Source organism: Roseofilum sp. Guam, assembly GCF_017746735.1.
Lineage (GTDB): Bacteria > Cyanobacteriota > Cyanobacteriia > Cyanobacteriales > Desertifilaceae > Roseofilum > Roseofilum reptotaenium.
Map to the genome: position 1 here is coordinate 1 of NZ_JAGHZN010000077.1, position 14,827 is coordinate 14,827.

Here is a 14,827-nt window from a genome sequence, read left to right on the forward strand (position 1 = left end):
CGGTGTTTTACGATGACATTTCTTAGCCCAACAGCAGTGGAAGTCCCAAAAGGTATGGGAACCTGGTAGAGGAACTTAATCAGCGCTACCACCTGGCTCTTGCCACTCCCCGATTCCCCTATGCCCCACCCAACGGGGGCAAGGTCAAGCACCATATGGGGAAGGAGGAGGAAAGAGCTGAGGATGGGGCGTTGGATGTCAACATCAGGGAGAAGGGTAGAAACAGAAAGGATGAATTGCACGTTATCGTAAACGCCTAACTCCTCCTGCCACGGCTCTCCTACCTCCTCCTCTCTGCTCTTTTGCCGAATCTCGTAGTAATTGTGAGTCTCTGCTGGGTCGTCAGTCGTCATTTTCGTCAGGCTCTCTCAGTTTGAGAATTTCGTCATACAGCTTACTGGCTAACTCAACGGCGTTTTTCACCGCTATATCGCTAGAGAACGTAATGTCTGTTTCAATACACTGAGCTGCCAGAATTAAGGGTGCTGCCTTAGCCACAAATTTGTGGCGCTCGGAGTGATGCATCATTACGGTTAGGTCAAAAATATCCATGCTTTACCTCAAAGTAGGTTTCATCATCGGGACGACCTACTCCCCCCGCAAGATGGCAAGAACAATATCCTTGGGGTATATCGCAGTTTTCTCCTTTAATGCCTCCAGGCGTGCGAAATCCAGGGACTCTAGCCACTTGAGCTTTTCTTCTGCCAGTTCTGGAGTCCAAGAAGGAACGGAATTGGCATTACCCTTCCTGTAACCCTGGGAACCAACAATAGTGAACACTTTCTCTGGCTCGGATAACCACTGAGGCGGTGTTTCTCCTTTGCAGGCAGTAGCGAAGTCATTGGTAAAGACGACATCATCATCACTCTTTTTTGCCATTGCCTTTTTGATAGAAATGGGGGATATCTCTGCTGTAGCCAGAACGCCTGATATTTGAGAGGAGTCGGACTTACCCTTCCTTTGGTAGAGGTCAAGTACCCGCCTTTCCACTTCAGTGGGGTTGCGTTTATCCCAATTATTGGTGTCAAAGTTTTTCACCTTGTACTCCTTCTTGTTGAAAGCTAGGGTATAAAGGTCATGGTCTTCATATCTATTAGCCAATTCCAAAGGGCGACAGTCCGTGATTAGTATCAGGTAGGTCTCATCTTCAATCCAGGTGAGGTGTCTCCTTTCCTCGGGGTCAAACATGAGGGAGAAAGAGTCTTTCTCGAAGTCCATGGACAGGCAAGCGATAGAGTGTTCCTCACTCGTCACTTTGTATTGTTTGGTTTGAAATACAGCCATTAGAAATTCCTCCAAATTGTTAAAAGCTTATAGACAGTCTCAAGAGCGCAATCCCTCTTTTCAGGGGAATCATAGGAAAAAACAAGCTCTTGAATCTTGTTTTTGGACTCTCTCCTTACAACAAAGGTGGGCAACGAATTTTCTCCATTCCCTTCTCCTGGGATGATGGTGTATCTAGTCATCTTTTATCCCCCGTTTGTCAGGTACGATGATACGGGGCTTCACTCTTTCTCCTTGGAAAAGGTAGTCACGAATTTTGGTTAAAAGCTTCAGCTTTTCCTCAGTAGAGGCGAGACAAGAGTCCCCCAGGAAATACTTAATTGACGCATCAATGAAGTCGGGGGTAGAGCAGTCCATGAAAAGTTGGATTCTCTGCTTGAAATGCCTCTCAAAAACTTCAGGGGGGAGAGCCTCTTTTAGGTAGGGGTATACCGTTAGGGTGAATAGACGGATGTCTTGTCCCTCCAGGGTTTCACGGTTTAGCCTAATAGCAAGGTTTCCCGTTTTAGTTGATACCCAGGGAATTGTCAGCTCTATTAGAATGGGCTTGTTTTCAGTCATGGTTGTTAGACGCAACTGCTGTCACCGTGTGATTCACACGGTGTTCAGAGATGAGAGAGTGACCTAGCGGTGAACTTTCAAATAATGGGGCAAGTCCTTCAAAGTTTTGACGATGGGGATGTCAAAGTTAGAAGCTCTCCGAATCTTCTTTACCGCTTGATTGTCTGCACAGCAGACAATGAGTCGTTCGAGGGTTCTCTCATCCAAGAGAGCAAGCGTAAAAAGAAAATTTTGGCTTACTTGCCCTTTAGCCTCTACTAGAAAGACAGGAGGTGAAAAAATGGTGGACGAATCTCTGGCATCAAAGAGGGCAAAGTCACACTTCCACTTCATACTCCGAACTGGTCTGATAGAACTGTTCATGGAATGGAGGGGAACGGGGTATTGGCACGTGATGTCCCAGTTCTGAGAGGCTTGAAATTCATGCAACAGGGAACAATAGACCTTTGCTTCAAACATGGAATCAAACTTAATTGCATTATCGGAGGTAGGGACATTTTTTGTGATTCCCCTATCGGCGTTTACCCAACACCGAGTAGACTTATATCTCATTCCCACTCCTCCAATATCTCGACATTTTCCTGGTAAAACTGCTTAATGCGCTCCGAAAGTCCCACAAGCGCTGGAGCTAGCTGTTTCTGGTGTTGCAAATACTCGTGAAGTTGAGCATAGGTTACCCAAAGGCAGACAATTCCAAGGGTTGTATCACCAAGCGCTCTTTTGCTCAAGATGTCGTAAATAAAATCTGGAGCTGCTATCGCCCCGAAACTGCAAACGTACTCACCGTCGGAAAGGAATTTACCCTCTATTCCTGAGACAAATTGAGCCAAAAGATGATGGAGTATTTGCAGTTTTGGAGAAACTTTCTTGCCCTCTGATTCAACTTGAAGACGATAGTGATTCAGTTGCCTGTATGCCTCCTTCAGGGCTTTCATGACTTCGCTTTCAAGTTTTTTAGTTGCTGTCATCTTCCTTCCCAAGCACTATGATTTGACGGTCGTTTTGTTGGGGGAGTGTGCCATCAGGAAAAAATTCCTTGATGCGAGACATGGCAAAAGCTTCAGCTTCCTTTAGAAGCCCCTTCTCCTCTAAGAAGAACTGAAAACTCATTCGTATATGCTCGTTCAAACAGAATCCTAGACTGGGGTCACCGTTCCCACACTCGGCTAGTACAGCTATCACCTCTTCAGGAACGATTAAAGCCCCAAAATCACACTCAGAAGGCTCGACTAAATCAAAATCGTTTTTCCTAATCTCCCCTAGCAAAGATAGCGCTGCTTGCAACCTTGGAGAAAGAGAACATTTTTTCTCGCAAGCAAACTCATCATACTCAAAGAGAGCAACGGTCGTCCCTATAATCAGGGTTTCAATCCTATCTCTGTTCATTTCTTGACCTCGACTGTAGGGACGTAAAAGTGAAGGTTGTTCAGGGATTTACACTCAAGAACCCGAGAAACAATTTCAAACAAAGCCCCACTCTTTCTAGGTTTTTGAAGCCAATGTCTGGGAGCGTCAAACTTTTCTTTAAGCCAATCGCGGGACTGAAGGGGAGTACCCGAAATGCTCCTGCGTGCCTTTCGGTGAGCTTCAGATATTAGCCTCTCAAGGAGTCGGTCACTTGCTAGGTATAGCTGGATAGTAGCAATCTTCTCCTCAGCCAAAGACGGAAGTCCTTCACTGTATCTGTCAAGAAGGGAAACAGAGAGCCGTCCCTCAAAATCAGGGAAGTTAAAACGAATGAAATCAATGTAACCTTTTGCTGAATTAGGGAATCTATCGTTACTGTTCCTCCTAACCCAACGACGATACCCTGCCATTTGAAATGGCGTTGTAGTTGATTTTGTGCAAATCTGAGACTTGAAGAATCCAAGCGTTATTTTTTGTAAATCTGATAGACTTAAGTTATCTAAGCTTAAATCAAAAACAAGCTTAGGCAGGTCTTTGTCAACTTTATTCATGGCACATAGGATGTGAGAAACCAGTGCCCCGTTAAGCGATCGGCAGGCTAAAGGGAAGTTTCAGCCAAAGCTCGAAGGCTCTCTTGCGGGGTAGCTTCACAAAACTTTGCGCTCATAAGGGGTTGATCTTCCTCCAAAAGTATGCGATAACATTATCAGTGTACCCCGCAAGAGAGCCTTCGAGCTTTGGAGAGTTTGAGGAAAAAGACTACACTCTCTCAGAAAAAATTTGCAGAGAAAATCGGAGTTTCTTCCTCGACTTATGAGAAATGGAAGTTGAAACACTTGCATCCTCGATTTACTCCTAACCAATGGGTAAATTTAGCAGAAACAGTAGGAATGGAGATGAATGAGCTTGCGGATTTTTTAACACACAATCCTCCCCTCAATTCTGACAAATAAAGGGAAAATACTTGCAAACGAAAGGTGTCATACCCCGCAAGCCGAAGGGAAGGGTTGACACCTTGAGTGCAAGTATTAAGGTAAGTTACAAGAATTGAGGGGAGACCTTAATTAAAGTAAAATTAAAAAATAAATTATTTTTTTTAATTAGGGGAATAGAATACCTCCCTTCCCCCTCCACCTCCCTTAAGATATAATATATATAATAATATGTCAATAGAGAGAAGGGAAATTTAGCTCCCCTTACCCCCTCATCTCTGAACACACGGTGATTCACCGTGTGATAGCAATTGCGTCTAAAATCGAAACATTTTTCTTGACAGTTGCTTAGGCTTGAGGGTTACCGCTCTAGGCATAAACTCTCCTTTCTTCCAGAGCCACTTCTCCTTCCCTACAATCAAATGCCCCTTCTCTAGCAGCTCCCTCCTCATTCCCTGGATGATTTCCCATAATTTTCTTTGGGGGCTGCTTAGGGGTACAATTTCGTGCCAGTGGGCAATTAATGCACGAATAGCTCCACTCCTAGCTTGAGCCAGAGAGTAATGGTCAACAACAATAGCATAATAGGCAAACAGCCAATATTTTGATTGAGGCTTGCCCAGTAATGATGTTTGTAACTTTTCTTGGTATGCATTCATAGTCTCCAGAGGTGTTGGGTTATTTTAGAAGGGTTGGAATTGTAGTTTATCTTCCAAGTTGTGGAGATAAACTCCTTTCTTCTTTTCTTCTTTTTACGTTTACGCCGAGCATCGTCATCGGCATTATCATTCCGTTTCATAGCGGCAACAATCCTTCTAAGGCAAATGAAAAGGGCAAGATAATGGGGTTTTCTCCAAAATTAATCCAGGGACTCTTACGATAATTGACCCACTGTCTCACCCAAATCTCTCTGGTAGGTCGCAGCACTTCACTAGAGCCAGTAACATATACATTCCCTGGTAGTTCCAGTGAAAATACTTGCTTATTTTCTGAGGGATAAAGTCTTTGCCCGCGAGATGTATCCCCAGTGGTAGGATACCGAAATCGCAGGAAAATTGAACTCCGGTATCCTCCATCTCCCCACCACTTTTCCCAATCTGCTGTCCACTGAATCCTGAATGTTTCGAGAGCATTAGTGAGATTGACATACTGCCAATCGAATGAGGAGCCATCTAACGATAGCCCCCCTAATTGTTCCCACTCACCTATGCCATCAATCAGAGTATCCATGTTGATAGAGAGAAAAATGATTTACGAGGTTATGGTAAAGGCAGTCTAAGTAATCCTCTCCTAGGTAGGAGAGATTGTCGGCTATTGTCTCAAAGTCCAGCTCTCCATTTCTCTCTAGGTCGTAATACATCTCATCGACTTCTTTTTTTATTGCCGATTGAATTTTTGATTGCCTTTCTATCTCTTCTATCGCTCCATCATTGGGGATAATGACTGCAGGCATAAATTGCCGTCTAAGCGCTCTTTGTCCATGTAAAATAAGTGAAATGTCCACAAGATTCTAAGACCAATAAGACTAGAAAGTGATATCGCTTGCTTCTATGTTTGGAGTGTCATTGACGACCCAGGGGGAATTGTCTGCTGAAACAATTAGAAATTCTTCAGCCTCATAGCCAACGTTTTCACACGTGTAGCCTGCTCGAGCTTTTTGCAGTGAAGTAATCAGAACCGTCTTCCTGTCTTCTTCACTATTGTTAGCGCTACTATAACCAGACGATCCTGTTGCTAGCTGCATCCTTCCAAAGGGTACGGTGGCACTTCTTTGTTTGAAGGTTTTGTACCTTTTGCCAGTAATCCTTGAGGTCTTTTCCTGTCCTTCATCATTAGCCTGCCTGTAAGTAGGTATTAACGCAGCAGGAAGATAGGTAGGGTCTCCTTCAATCCTCTCCTTAACCCCTCCTGCGGCTGCGCTTGGTTCTTTCCACCCTAACTGAGCAAGAATGTTTTGTTCATTGCAGCACATCAGAATAAGTCGATGACTGAAATTAGTAACAGTTGCAACTACATAATGGGAGGCTGAAGCTGCGCTTGCCCCAGCGCCTGTTGGTTCATTTTCCGGCATGGCTTTGTTGAAAGGAAGCATCGGAATTTTTGCGAGTTGACGAGCTACTCCTGTGATTCGATATTCTGGTCTGGGACTCATTATCATACTTTCGTCACCAAAGTACCATCTAGCGTAATTGGCTAAATCGCTGTCTCCCGTTGGTAGTTGACCTCGGTTTCTTCTTGCTTGCTTCCGGAGGCTACTAAACCGACTTCTCTTTTTACGTGCCATAAGTCATTTCTCCGATTGGATTATGGGGACATCCTAGCATTCTTTTTTCCGCTGGAACAACGTTAAAACAAGCTCAAGACAACAAAAAAAAAATTTGGTATCCTTATAAGAATCCCAGCTCAAGAGAACAAATAAAATGCAATTTACGCCAGCAACAGGCGGAGACCCTACCTTAACTTCCTCCACAATGGAGGGAGCCTTCTTCCAACTTATTGAATTTATCCAAGCGGCTGAGTCTGACACCGACATTAATGGTTCTGGTATCAATCGAGTGACAGGTAATATCAACACGGATCGAATGACATATCGGGGACGATATGATATCAATGTTTCTTCTGCTGTTGACGAGGATGGAGCGCCAGTATTGAACGCATCAGATTACCTGACAATTCCTACTTGGTCTCCAGGTGATGGTTCTGGCACTTTAAAAGCCCTGACTTGGAGTGGACAGCTCTTAGAGATTCTTCAACACCTAACTGATGGAGAACGGAATACTCCTAACCCAGACGGAATCATCCGCTTTAATCCCATTTATGATTTTCGAGAAGGGAAAATAACCGGGGATTTTAATGATATTCTTCTGGAAAGAACGAAGACTGCTACCGGATGGGATTACACGGCGAAGGAGGTTTTTAATTAATGAGTGAAAAGAAGATTAGACGGACAATTTCCTTTTTTCTGCAAGGGGGAAAGGAGATGAGCAATGGCAGTAATTTTAGCTCTGAGCCTCAATCTGTTTTTGAGGTTAATCCTTTCAAGCTTGAAGATGGGCGGAAGGGATTCGATTATTATCAGGAGTTAGGGTTAAGCAAGTCCTCCTATATCCTTTTTCCTGTAGGTCGCGAGTTAACTGAACTGTTTATAACTTACATGCTTCCGTCTCTGCCGGAAGCTATCATTCCCAACGACCTAGAAGAGTATGTATCTGATGCAGAACGCATCTCTAAAAAAAAGGATTGGATCTGGAATCAGGCAAGAAAGGAAGTTGACGTACTTTCAGTACAGCATGAATTGAATTTTCGCGGACACGAAGACGAAAATGGCAACCTTCTTGCTGACTTTTGGCAGCCAAATTCAGTGGGGATATCTTCTTTTTATGGCACTATTTCAATGCGAGGAATGTTTCCTTTCTACCGACAGAATATTGCTCCTATGCTTCCCAATGAATGGGGGATGGATTCTTCTCCTGCATTGGCAATTCGTAGCACAAACTGGGGCAATATCTATGGAGATGATGTAGTTGCCGTAAGTGGTAGTTACATTGAGTATGTGGATGTAATGCCCAAGCGTGCTGTGGGGGTGATTGCGTGAGCTTGTTTATTGCTGAAAGAATTGAGCAGATTGATGTCAGTGTAGGGAATTTATCAGTCATTCTTGCACCGGCAAGCGAGGACAGAATATTTCTTGAGATTACCCTTGCTAAAGGGAGTGCTGTGTGGGTGACACGCAGTAATAGTGCAAGTAAGGAAAAGGGGATTTTGCTAGTAGGAATTGGTGCATCTTTTCGGGTAACAGATTGGCTAGGCGCAATCAGCGCAATTAGTGAAGGGACAACACGTATCACAGGAGAAATAGGATATGGGTAGGAAAAAGTTATTGCTTGATGAAAAAGACCTCGCAAGCACCGCGATTGCTCTGCAAGATGGCTCTGGAGCATGGAAGGGATTCGGAGTCCGCAGCAATATGCTTCAAGGCATGAATATACTCAACTGGGGTAAAAGCGCTGCGCAAAAAGCACTTACCAAAATTGCCGAAGGATGGCAATGGATTAGTAATCCCCAGCGAATTGAGGATGCTCAAAATGCTGGCAGAAATATTTGGGAGCGTATTACAGGAGCCGTTAGAGGTGCAATTGAGGGCATTCAGTCTGCAGGAGATTTCTTGGGGCAATGGCTTCAGGATGACCCCATTGGGGCTATCGCTGGCATTGTGGGAGTTGGATTAGTCGGAGGAGTGGGAGCAGGTCTAGTCTTGGGGGCAAAAGGCATTATTGCCGGTGGCTTGGGGGTGGGGAAGCTTGTTAAGGGAATATGGGGGTTAATAAAGGCGAATAAAATAAAAACCTTGTTTACAGTGGCCGCAATACCAGCAATGGCCTCTTGGGTAGTGGACGCTACCCAACAAATTTGGCACTTCGACTGGAATCAAACCGATGAGGACTTGCTCCAGGAAGTGCAAAATGCCTGGGACAGCATTTATGGAATATTAGGCGATGCCGCTGGGCGTATTGTTGGGCAAGCCTGTGGCATCATCCCAGGGATAGTCACAGTCACCGTAAATCCTCGCTTGATGCTTCAAATGAAAGAAGCGCTGGGGATTGAAGCCTATGATGCAGTTTTGGATGGCTTGTATTCTATTTTTGGGTTCACCAAAAGGCTCTTCGGCACATGGATGTTTTCTCACGCTTACATAAACAGTCGCAAGGCAATTAAGTGGGCAGTGAGAAGTAATCTTTGGGGTTTGAGGCAAATACTGCCTCAAAGATGGGTTGAAGGCATTGACCAATGGGGAGCTAAAGGCTCGAAACCCTGGACGTTTGCGCAGCAATATGAGAATTGGGTTGATTCCATTGAACACCGAGGTACGAGGGAGTTTGTAGAGAACTTTTTTGACTCTGCTTTTGAGGCTTGCGGAGAATCTTGGCTAGTATGGGCTAACGCATTTGTTTAGACGCAACTGCTGTCACCGTGTGATTCACACGGTGTTCAGGGATGAAGGAGGATACTATGGGAATTATTAACACAGGAACAGGCAAAAATATCAACTTGGGTGGAGACCGTATAACCCTCACTCTGACAGGGACTGATGGCAGTAGCACCAGCTTGGTTGTGGAGGGAACTCAAGAGCAGATAACTGGTGGCGGTAATGGTGGGGGTAGCTCTAACGGTGAAGGAACCACCTTAGAGCCAATCACTGTAGAATCGGCTGGGAAGGGGTTACGGTTTTTACCTCCCTTCCCAACGCAGCCAGTACTGCTGGGGATTGACAAGCAGGATAGTTTTTACCCTCTCTGGCAGGGAAGCCCCATCCAGGTATTCCAATGGAGCCAAGAGCCGAATCCTGAGCGAATTGGTGCAACATGGATGGGTGAATTCAACCCTAGTGATAAACGGTTCATCCTTCTTCTTCCAACAGCAGAAGCTCCGTGGTTCAGTTTCCTTACAAAATCAGCACAAACTGGAGTTTGGGACATTGCCAGAGTTGAACTGAAAGAGGGGAGAAAACTTTATTTCTGGGACTTTGAGGAAACAACAGAAGCTTGGCAGTACGAAGAGAATGTGACTCCTACTCCAGTAGCTACTCCCACCCCGACCCCTGACCCATCTCCAACTCCAGCACCAACTCCTACTCCTGTAACCGGATGGATGCCAACATCTGGCTGGCAAATTGAAGCCCAAGCCCACCACTACCAGACAGCTACACTGGCAACAACTGGTTCACTTTCTGCCGTCAATGATGGGAATGAAGCTACTTATTGGGTTTCCCCAGTTTTGAGTCAGCATAATATTGCCTTAACCATTGACCTGGGACAATTAGTAGAGATTGAAAAAATCTCAATCTCTTCGGGAGATGTCCCCCATCGGGCCAAGGGAACAATACAAACTTCAGATGATGGGATTACCTTTACTTCCACAGGCTTTTCTAATTTTCTGAATGGAGAAATTGCCATTAACCAAACCAAGCGATTTATCCTCATTCAATGCGGACAGAATATTAATGCAGCCTACGATGAATGGCATTTAAAGGAAATCTTCCTGTACGGAACCTATGATTCCAATTTAGTCGGTGGCTCTCCATCTCCCACTCCATCTCCCACCCCATCTCCAGTACCTGTTCCCCCGCCAACACCAATAGAGCCATCGGCGTACTTGGATAGCAACAACATCATCCTTAAGACTGACAGTTTGTCGCCAGGAGGACTGACCAAGTGGGATGGATTCATTGCTACTGGAGCTGTTCCTACTGTCATCGTTGATGGAGCTAATAAATTCGTCTCATTCCCCGATACTGATACAAGCCAAATGGAGAGAAATATTGCACAAACCAAGCAAATTTATGGAATGACATGCGTCGTAAAATCCCCCACAGAGCTATGGAATAATTGGGGAAATGTGTTTAGTCATAATCTTGGTGGTTTGTGGAGCTTTGCCTTCGCGGCAAACACGAAAGCCGTCTACAACAATCCGGTTCTTGAAAGAGTCCGGATTAATAAGCAGGAGAAAGTATTATCTGGAAGTAATTGGCAAGCAGCAGATAGTATAAATTCCCCATTTTGCCTATCTATTATTTTTCCTTCTTCAAATCGCCAGCACACCCCAGGAAATATGATTATCCATCAAAGCGATGCATTTCCCGCTTGGCGGTGCGCTATGGATATTGGAGATATCTTAGTGTGGGGAAATATGCCATCTGATGCTGAATTAGTAGAAGTGGAAGATTGGATGATGGGTAAATACTCTATTTAATTAAGAGCTGTATTTCTCCGTGGAGGACGAAGCACAGCTCTTAATCTCTCAATATCATCTCTAGAGGGCTGTGCCTTGTTTAGGTAAAATGCATCAATTTGCTTAAACTGTTTCCCTAGCGCAGTGCTTCTGCCTAGAGATTTTTCATAATCCACAGGCTCATTATCTACCCCAGTTTGGTGCATCGCCGCTCTGACTAATTCGTAATTATTGACAAAAAACCATGCTGGATAAATGCGTACCGTGGGTTTTTGAAACTGCCTATCTGTTTTCCTTCTTCCTTCGTCCTGGACTTGCTCACCGACTGTTACCGTGCCAAGAGAATCCCTCGAAAGTGCAGCCATTTTTTTAAGCTGGTCTTTTGCAGTTTCTGGGCTGCCACCAAATACGGTTAGGCTCCAGTAACTTGCAGATTGAAAATCAAGATTAGTCATCTTAGCGTGGGCGTAGAAACGACCCCACATATACCCATTTTCTCCTCCTGCGGCATCTCTAAGCTTTTGCCAAGTTAGGGTTTCGGTATCGACATTCTGGACATATAACTGGGGGCGTGGAAGAGTTTTACGATTCAAGTTTAATCTTTTCGCTAAGTCCTGTGGCTCCCAAGGTTTGCCCTTCACTAATCTCCAGTGAAACTGGATACCAACAGGAGCAGGGTGTGTCGTAACATATTGCTCATAAGGAGTTCCAACTACTTTGGCGAAATCCGAAGCTTGAAGCATTTGGCGAAATGCCATCAGGAGCGATATATTAGCCACTAACTGGGGTTGGCTTCCTATTAGAAGGTAAGTCTCGCCATCTTCCCCATCAGGGCTTAACCGAGCAGAAAACTCTGTTGCTACATCTCCTTTTAAGGAATCTAATAACTTTCGTTCAACTGAATTAGTTACCATGAGTATCGGAAATAGAATTATTCATAAAGTACGTGAAGAAATTATAGGCAATTTACGAGATGGAGTCGTGGATTCCCTTGAGGATATCTTTCAGCAAGAAGAAAGTGATCATGAAAATTTTGATGGTCTCGTTCCCATAGGAGAAGAGGAGTGGAAAGATTCAGATTTTGGCATTTTTTTAGCCCCTTGGGCAGCTATTGATAAAGCACTGGATATGGCAAATAGTGTAGTAGACGAAGTTCTAGGGGAGGATACCGAGCTTTACCGCACTCCCTATGATGACTCCTTTGATTATAGCGACTGGAATCCCTTGCTTAATCCGGAGGACAATTATAATCGACTGGGGCAAGGACTTATCGACTTTGAAGTAGTTGAAAATGGTTGTGAGAAATGCGTGCTAATTACCTTTAGTTTATTTGGTCTCTTGCCCTTAAACCCCATTATCTATTGTCGCAGGCATGAATCTCCAGAATGCCAGGAAGAGCCGATACCAGAGGACATAGAAATAGAAGAGCAAGAAGAAGAAGGAAATCGGACAACAGAAGTTCATACTCTCCCAGCAGGAGTCTACTATCTCCCTTTTGCCACAGAGCAGGCTAAGAGAGAGAGTCCTTGGGTCTGGTTTCTGAATGAGGACGGAAGTTTACATGCTCAGAATATTAAATATAAGGATGCAAGAAGAACTTCATATTTTGCCTGGCGAAGATTGGGTGTAAATTCAGATATGAATTTAGGAGGGATATTCTATTCTGATTATCGATATACAGAGGCTAATTGGCTCGAAGGGGAAGAGAGGGAGAGATGGAAGTATGTAGATGCTTATGGAGTGCCCTCTGACCGAAATGGCAGGCATTCCTGGGAAGATAATTTTATTGAGGAGGACTACGTTTCATATGGCAAACAACCCACTTTCTATCCCAAGATTTATTGCCGTGCTTCACAAATAAAAGAAATAAAGCAAACCCATCCAGACGGGACTGTTGTGCAAAATTTCTGGATTCGTTTGTGCGATAAACTGGAGATTCTTTATCGAACGCCTTGGAGACTTAATCATAATTTTCGGATATTGAAACTTCATCTAGGGGAGGTCCTGAATGCTTATGAAGTCCTTTGGCTCAATAAAATATCTCAAGTCTTTTCCGGAATTAATGGAGGCGATACAATTATTGGCTGGGGGGAAGAAAGAGAAACCATGAAGGCTGGGAGATATTTAGAAGCTAACCCTGATGAATATAGCTTGGTTCGGCGGCGATGGAGAGCTTGGAGGTCAATTACGAATAGCAGGGTTACAAGTTGGGAGTGGTTTCTCCGAAACCGCTCTATTTCTTATGTTGTAAGCCGAGGAGAAAACATCCCCGTTACTCATGCCATTCCTTACAAAGGAAATGGGGGGTTTGGTATTTTCCCAATTGCCTCATCTAACATCAACAAACATTTTCAGAAAGTAATTGACTTAGATATAATTTGCAAAAAAGAGGAACTTCAGGAGCCACAACCCCCTATGAGTAGATGCTGTAGTGGAGCGCAATGTAGAGAAATAATTAAGCGCTTACGAAATGTTGAGCGAATGATTAAAAAATTCGAGAATGTAGTTTCACCGGATAGTTTCCCGGCCAGGCTTCCCAGAAAGCTTATCGACCCAAAAAATCCCAGGAGGGCTGGTACGGTCGAAATAGGCGATTACCCTCAGATGATTGAGTATGTAGTTCGCCAAATTGACCGAGCTGTAGGGCCACCTATTGTCGTGTCTTTGGATGATGTAAATGATGCTAAGGAAGGGAATCAGCCTCACGAGGTTGCCTGTGCTTCTATCAACGATGCTCTAAGGCAATTGTTGCAATTCACCCTAGAATCGGGTGGAGATATTGATACGTTGACGAATATGGCAGCACGAACTTTATTCGAGATTGCCATCACTCATAAAATCAGTGCCGAGACGAGAGCAGAACTTGCTGAGACTGTGGAGTGGCTTGGCTTTGAAGGGGAAGAGAAGAAGGAAGAAATACCCTTCTTCATTGACCCCACTCTTGATGGCAAACCCTTAGATGCTCTTACGGAAGAGGAAACAGAAGCTATTCTTGGCGACCTTCTGAAGGAAACAAAGTTGGGGATTACTTATTACGAAAATCGTGAGGAAAATACTTTAGTTACTCGGCTAATGACCATTCAGAAAGAGTCCAATGCAGCCGCAGCAGCGGTCGGAACGCCCGTTAATTCTAAGTGGGATATTTTCAACCGATTAAGAAGCTTTGACCTTAACCGTGTCGTAGGAGGATTGCAACTAATGAGGCAAATCAGAGAGTCCTTTCTAGCCTCTGCTGGGGATAGCGAGAGTTTCCTGCAGACCATTGATGAAATTATCCTCCGATACACTGAAAATGCTTCCCCAATCTCTGAAGACAATAGGCATGATTTTCAGATTGAAAAAGACCCTGAAACCGGGAAACCTACCGTAGAAATTGAGGTAACCGAACACATTACTGATAAGGCTGATGAATTCCGCCATCGGAGCAATTCCAGTGATTTTTGGAGAGGGAAGGGATTTGGAGATGGCAGGAACTATACTGAGAGAAGGCAAAACAACAGCCCTAGGAGATAATCATATGATAAGTAGAATTTTGATGTCGGGAGAATTCAGGGAATTACTTATTGTCTTGGGAGAGCTTTTTATTCTTATAGTTCTCCAGCGTCTCTCGAAAATGCTTAAGGAATTAGTAGGTTACCTCAAAGACAAACAATCAAAGCAAATTGATACTTCTCTTGAGGTAACTCAATCTGTGGATAACAGGCTTAAAAGGATTGAGTTGAAAATCAGCAATGGGGGTTTCAATAATAAGAGAGAGGGAGAGTATTGAAATGAAAAGTAAACCTTTGATAGTCAGAAAAAGATTTTACAAATTCCTCTTTCTTGATTTAGATGGCACAATTCGTAAGCCTAAGTCATTGGGAAAATTCATTCAATCACCTTTTGACCAGGAGCCAATTCCTGGAGCTAAGGAA

20 protein-coding genes are annotated in these 14,827 nt (G+C 44.2%); 7 read left to right on the forward strand and 13 right to left on the reverse strand.

Annotation, left to right across the window (positions count from 1 at the left end):
- The 8 genes from J7529_RS22735 to J7529_RS22770 all read right to left on the reverse strand — a co-directional run.
- On the reverse strand, positions 1-353 hold a 353-nt coding region (locus tag J7529_RS22735; RefSeq protein ID WP_318730868.1), incomplete at its 3' end, for a hypothetical protein.
- Positions 343-552, reverse strand: a complete 210-nt coding sequence (locus J7529_RS22740; protein ID WP_318730869.1) for a hypothetical protein — start codon at positions 550-552, stop codon at positions 343-345. The genes J7529_RS22735 and J7529_RS22740, both read right to left, overlap by 11 nt.
- Before the next feature lie 36 nt (positions 553-588).
- Positions 589-1,284 carry a hypothetical protein gene (locus tag J7529_RS22745; protein ID WP_318730870.1) on the reverse strand — a complete coding sequence of 232 codons (696 nt, stop codon included), beginning with the start codon at positions 1,282-1,284 and terminating at the stop codon, positions 589-591.
- 174 nt (positions 1,285-1,458) lie between these two features.
- Entirely contained in the window at positions 1,459-1,845 is a 387-nt protein-coding gene (locus J7529_RS22750; RefSeq protein ID WP_318730871.1) for a hypothetical protein, read from the reverse strand.
- A gap of 63 nt (positions 1,846-1,908) precedes the next feature.
- On the reverse strand, positions 1,909-2,397 hold the full coding sequence (locus tag J7529_RS22755) for a hypothetical protein (protein WP_318730872.1): 489 nt from the start codon (positions 2,395-2,397) through the stop codon (positions 1,909-1,911).
- Positions 2,394-2,813 carry a hypothetical protein gene (locus J7529_RS22760; RefSeq protein WP_318730873.1) on the reverse strand — a complete coding sequence of 140 codons (420 nt, stop codon included), beginning with the start codon at positions 2,811-2,813 and terminating at the stop codon, positions 2,394-2,396. The genes J7529_RS22755 and J7529_RS22760 overlap by 4 nt, the downstream gene beginning before the upstream one ends.
- Entirely contained in the window at positions 2,800-3,231 is a 432-nt protein-coding gene (locus J7529_RS22765) for a hypothetical protein (protein ID WP_318730874.1), read from the reverse strand. Before J7529_RS22765 ends, J7529_RS22760 begins: the two co-directional genes overlap by 14 nt.
- Positions 3,228-3,803 carry a hypothetical protein gene (locus tag J7529_RS22770; protein WP_318730875.1) on the reverse strand — a complete coding sequence of 192 codons (576 nt, stop codon included), beginning with the start codon at positions 3,801-3,803 and terminating at the stop codon, positions 3,228-3,230. Before J7529_RS22770 ends, J7529_RS22765 begins: the two co-directional genes overlap by 4 nt.
- Positions 3,804-3,998: 195 nt before the next feature.
- Between J7529_RS22770 and J7529_RS24910 the strand changes: the two genes are divergently transcribed.
- Positions 3,999-4,205, forward strand: a complete 207-nt coding sequence (locus tag J7529_RS24910; RefSeq protein WP_413038973.1) for a hypothetical protein — start codon at positions 3,999-4,001, stop codon at positions 4,203-4,205.
- A 296-nt stretch (positions 4,206-4,501) separates the two neighbouring features.
- Here J7529_RS24910 and J7529_RS22775 read toward each other — a convergent pair whose 3' ends face one another.
- From J7529_RS22775 to J7529_RS22790, 4 genes are all read right to left on the reverse strand, one after another.
- Positions 4,502-4,843 (reverse strand): hypothetical protein, encoded by a 342-nt coding sequence (locus tag J7529_RS22775; protein WP_318730876.1) that lies wholly within the window; start codon positions 4,841-4,843, stop codon positions 4,502-4,504.
- 136 nt (positions 4,844-4,979) lie between these two features.
- Positions 4,980-5,414, reverse strand: a complete 435-nt coding sequence (locus J7529_RS22780; protein ID WP_318730877.1) for a hypothetical protein — start codon at positions 5,412-5,414, stop codon at positions 4,980-4,982.
- Positions 5,398-5,637, reverse strand: coding sequence for a hypothetical protein (locus J7529_RS22785; protein ID WP_318730878.1), 240 nt, complete (start codon positions 5,635-5,637; stop codon positions 5,398-5,400). The genes J7529_RS22780 and J7529_RS22785 overlap by 17 nt, the downstream gene beginning before the upstream one ends.
- A gap of 72 nt (positions 5,638-5,709) precedes the next feature.
- A complete protein-coding gene (locus J7529_RS22790; protein ID WP_318730879.1) occupies positions 5,710-6,468 on the reverse strand; it encodes a hypothetical protein in 759 nt (252 codons plus the stop codon).
- A gap of 136 nt (positions 6,469-6,604) precedes the next feature.
- Here J7529_RS22790 and J7529_RS22795 point away from each other — a divergent pair, with 136 nt between their 5' ends.
- The 5 genes from J7529_RS22795 to J7529_RS22815 are packed head-to-tail and all read left to right on the forward strand — an operon-like array spanning position 6,605 to position 10,934.
- Positions 6,605-7,108, forward strand: coding sequence for a hypothetical protein (locus J7529_RS22795; protein ID WP_318730880.1), 504 nt, complete (start codon positions 6,605-6,607; stop codon positions 7,106-7,108).
- Positions 7,108-7,779 carry a hypothetical protein gene (locus tag J7529_RS22800; RefSeq protein WP_318730881.1) on the forward strand — a complete coding sequence of 224 codons (672 nt, stop codon included), beginning with the start codon at positions 7,108-7,110 and terminating at the stop codon, positions 7,777-7,779. The genes J7529_RS22795 and J7529_RS22800 overlap by 1 nt, the downstream gene beginning before the upstream one ends.
- 2 nt (positions 7,780-7,781) lie before the next feature.
- Positions 7,782-8,054 (forward strand): hypothetical protein, encoded by a 273-nt coding sequence (locus tag J7529_RS22805; RefSeq protein WP_318730882.1) that lies wholly within the window; start codon positions 7,782-7,784, stop codon positions 8,052-8,054.
- Positions 8,047-9,138, forward strand: coding sequence for a hypothetical protein (locus J7529_RS22810; protein WP_318730883.1), 1,092 nt, complete (start codon positions 8,047-8,049; stop codon positions 9,136-9,138). The genes J7529_RS22805 and J7529_RS22810 overlap by 8 nt, the downstream gene beginning before the upstream one ends.
- Before the next feature lie 56 nt (positions 9,139-9,194).
- Complete coding sequence (locus tag J7529_RS22815; RefSeq protein WP_318730884.1) at positions 9,195-10,934, forward strand: discoidin domain-containing protein; 1,740 nt, start codon at positions 9,195-9,197, stop codon at positions 10,932-10,934.
- Here the strand turns inward: J7529_RS22815 and J7529_RS22820 are convergent.
- A complete protein-coding gene (locus J7529_RS22820) occupies positions 10,931-11,827 on the reverse strand; it encodes a hypothetical protein (RefSeq protein ID WP_318730885.1) in 897 nt (298 codons plus the stop codon). The two genes, J7529_RS22815 and J7529_RS22820, sit on opposite strands and share 4 nt — an antisense overlap.
- Between J7529_RS22820 and J7529_RS22825 the strand changes: the two genes are divergently transcribed.
- On the forward strand, positions 11,826-14,426 hold the full coding sequence (locus J7529_RS22825; RefSeq protein WP_318730886.1) for a hypothetical protein: 2,601 nt from the start codon (positions 11,826-11,828) through the stop codon (positions 14,424-14,426). The genes J7529_RS22820 and J7529_RS22825 overlap by 2 nt on opposite strands.
- Positions 14,427-14,827 lie beyond the last annotated feature (401 nt).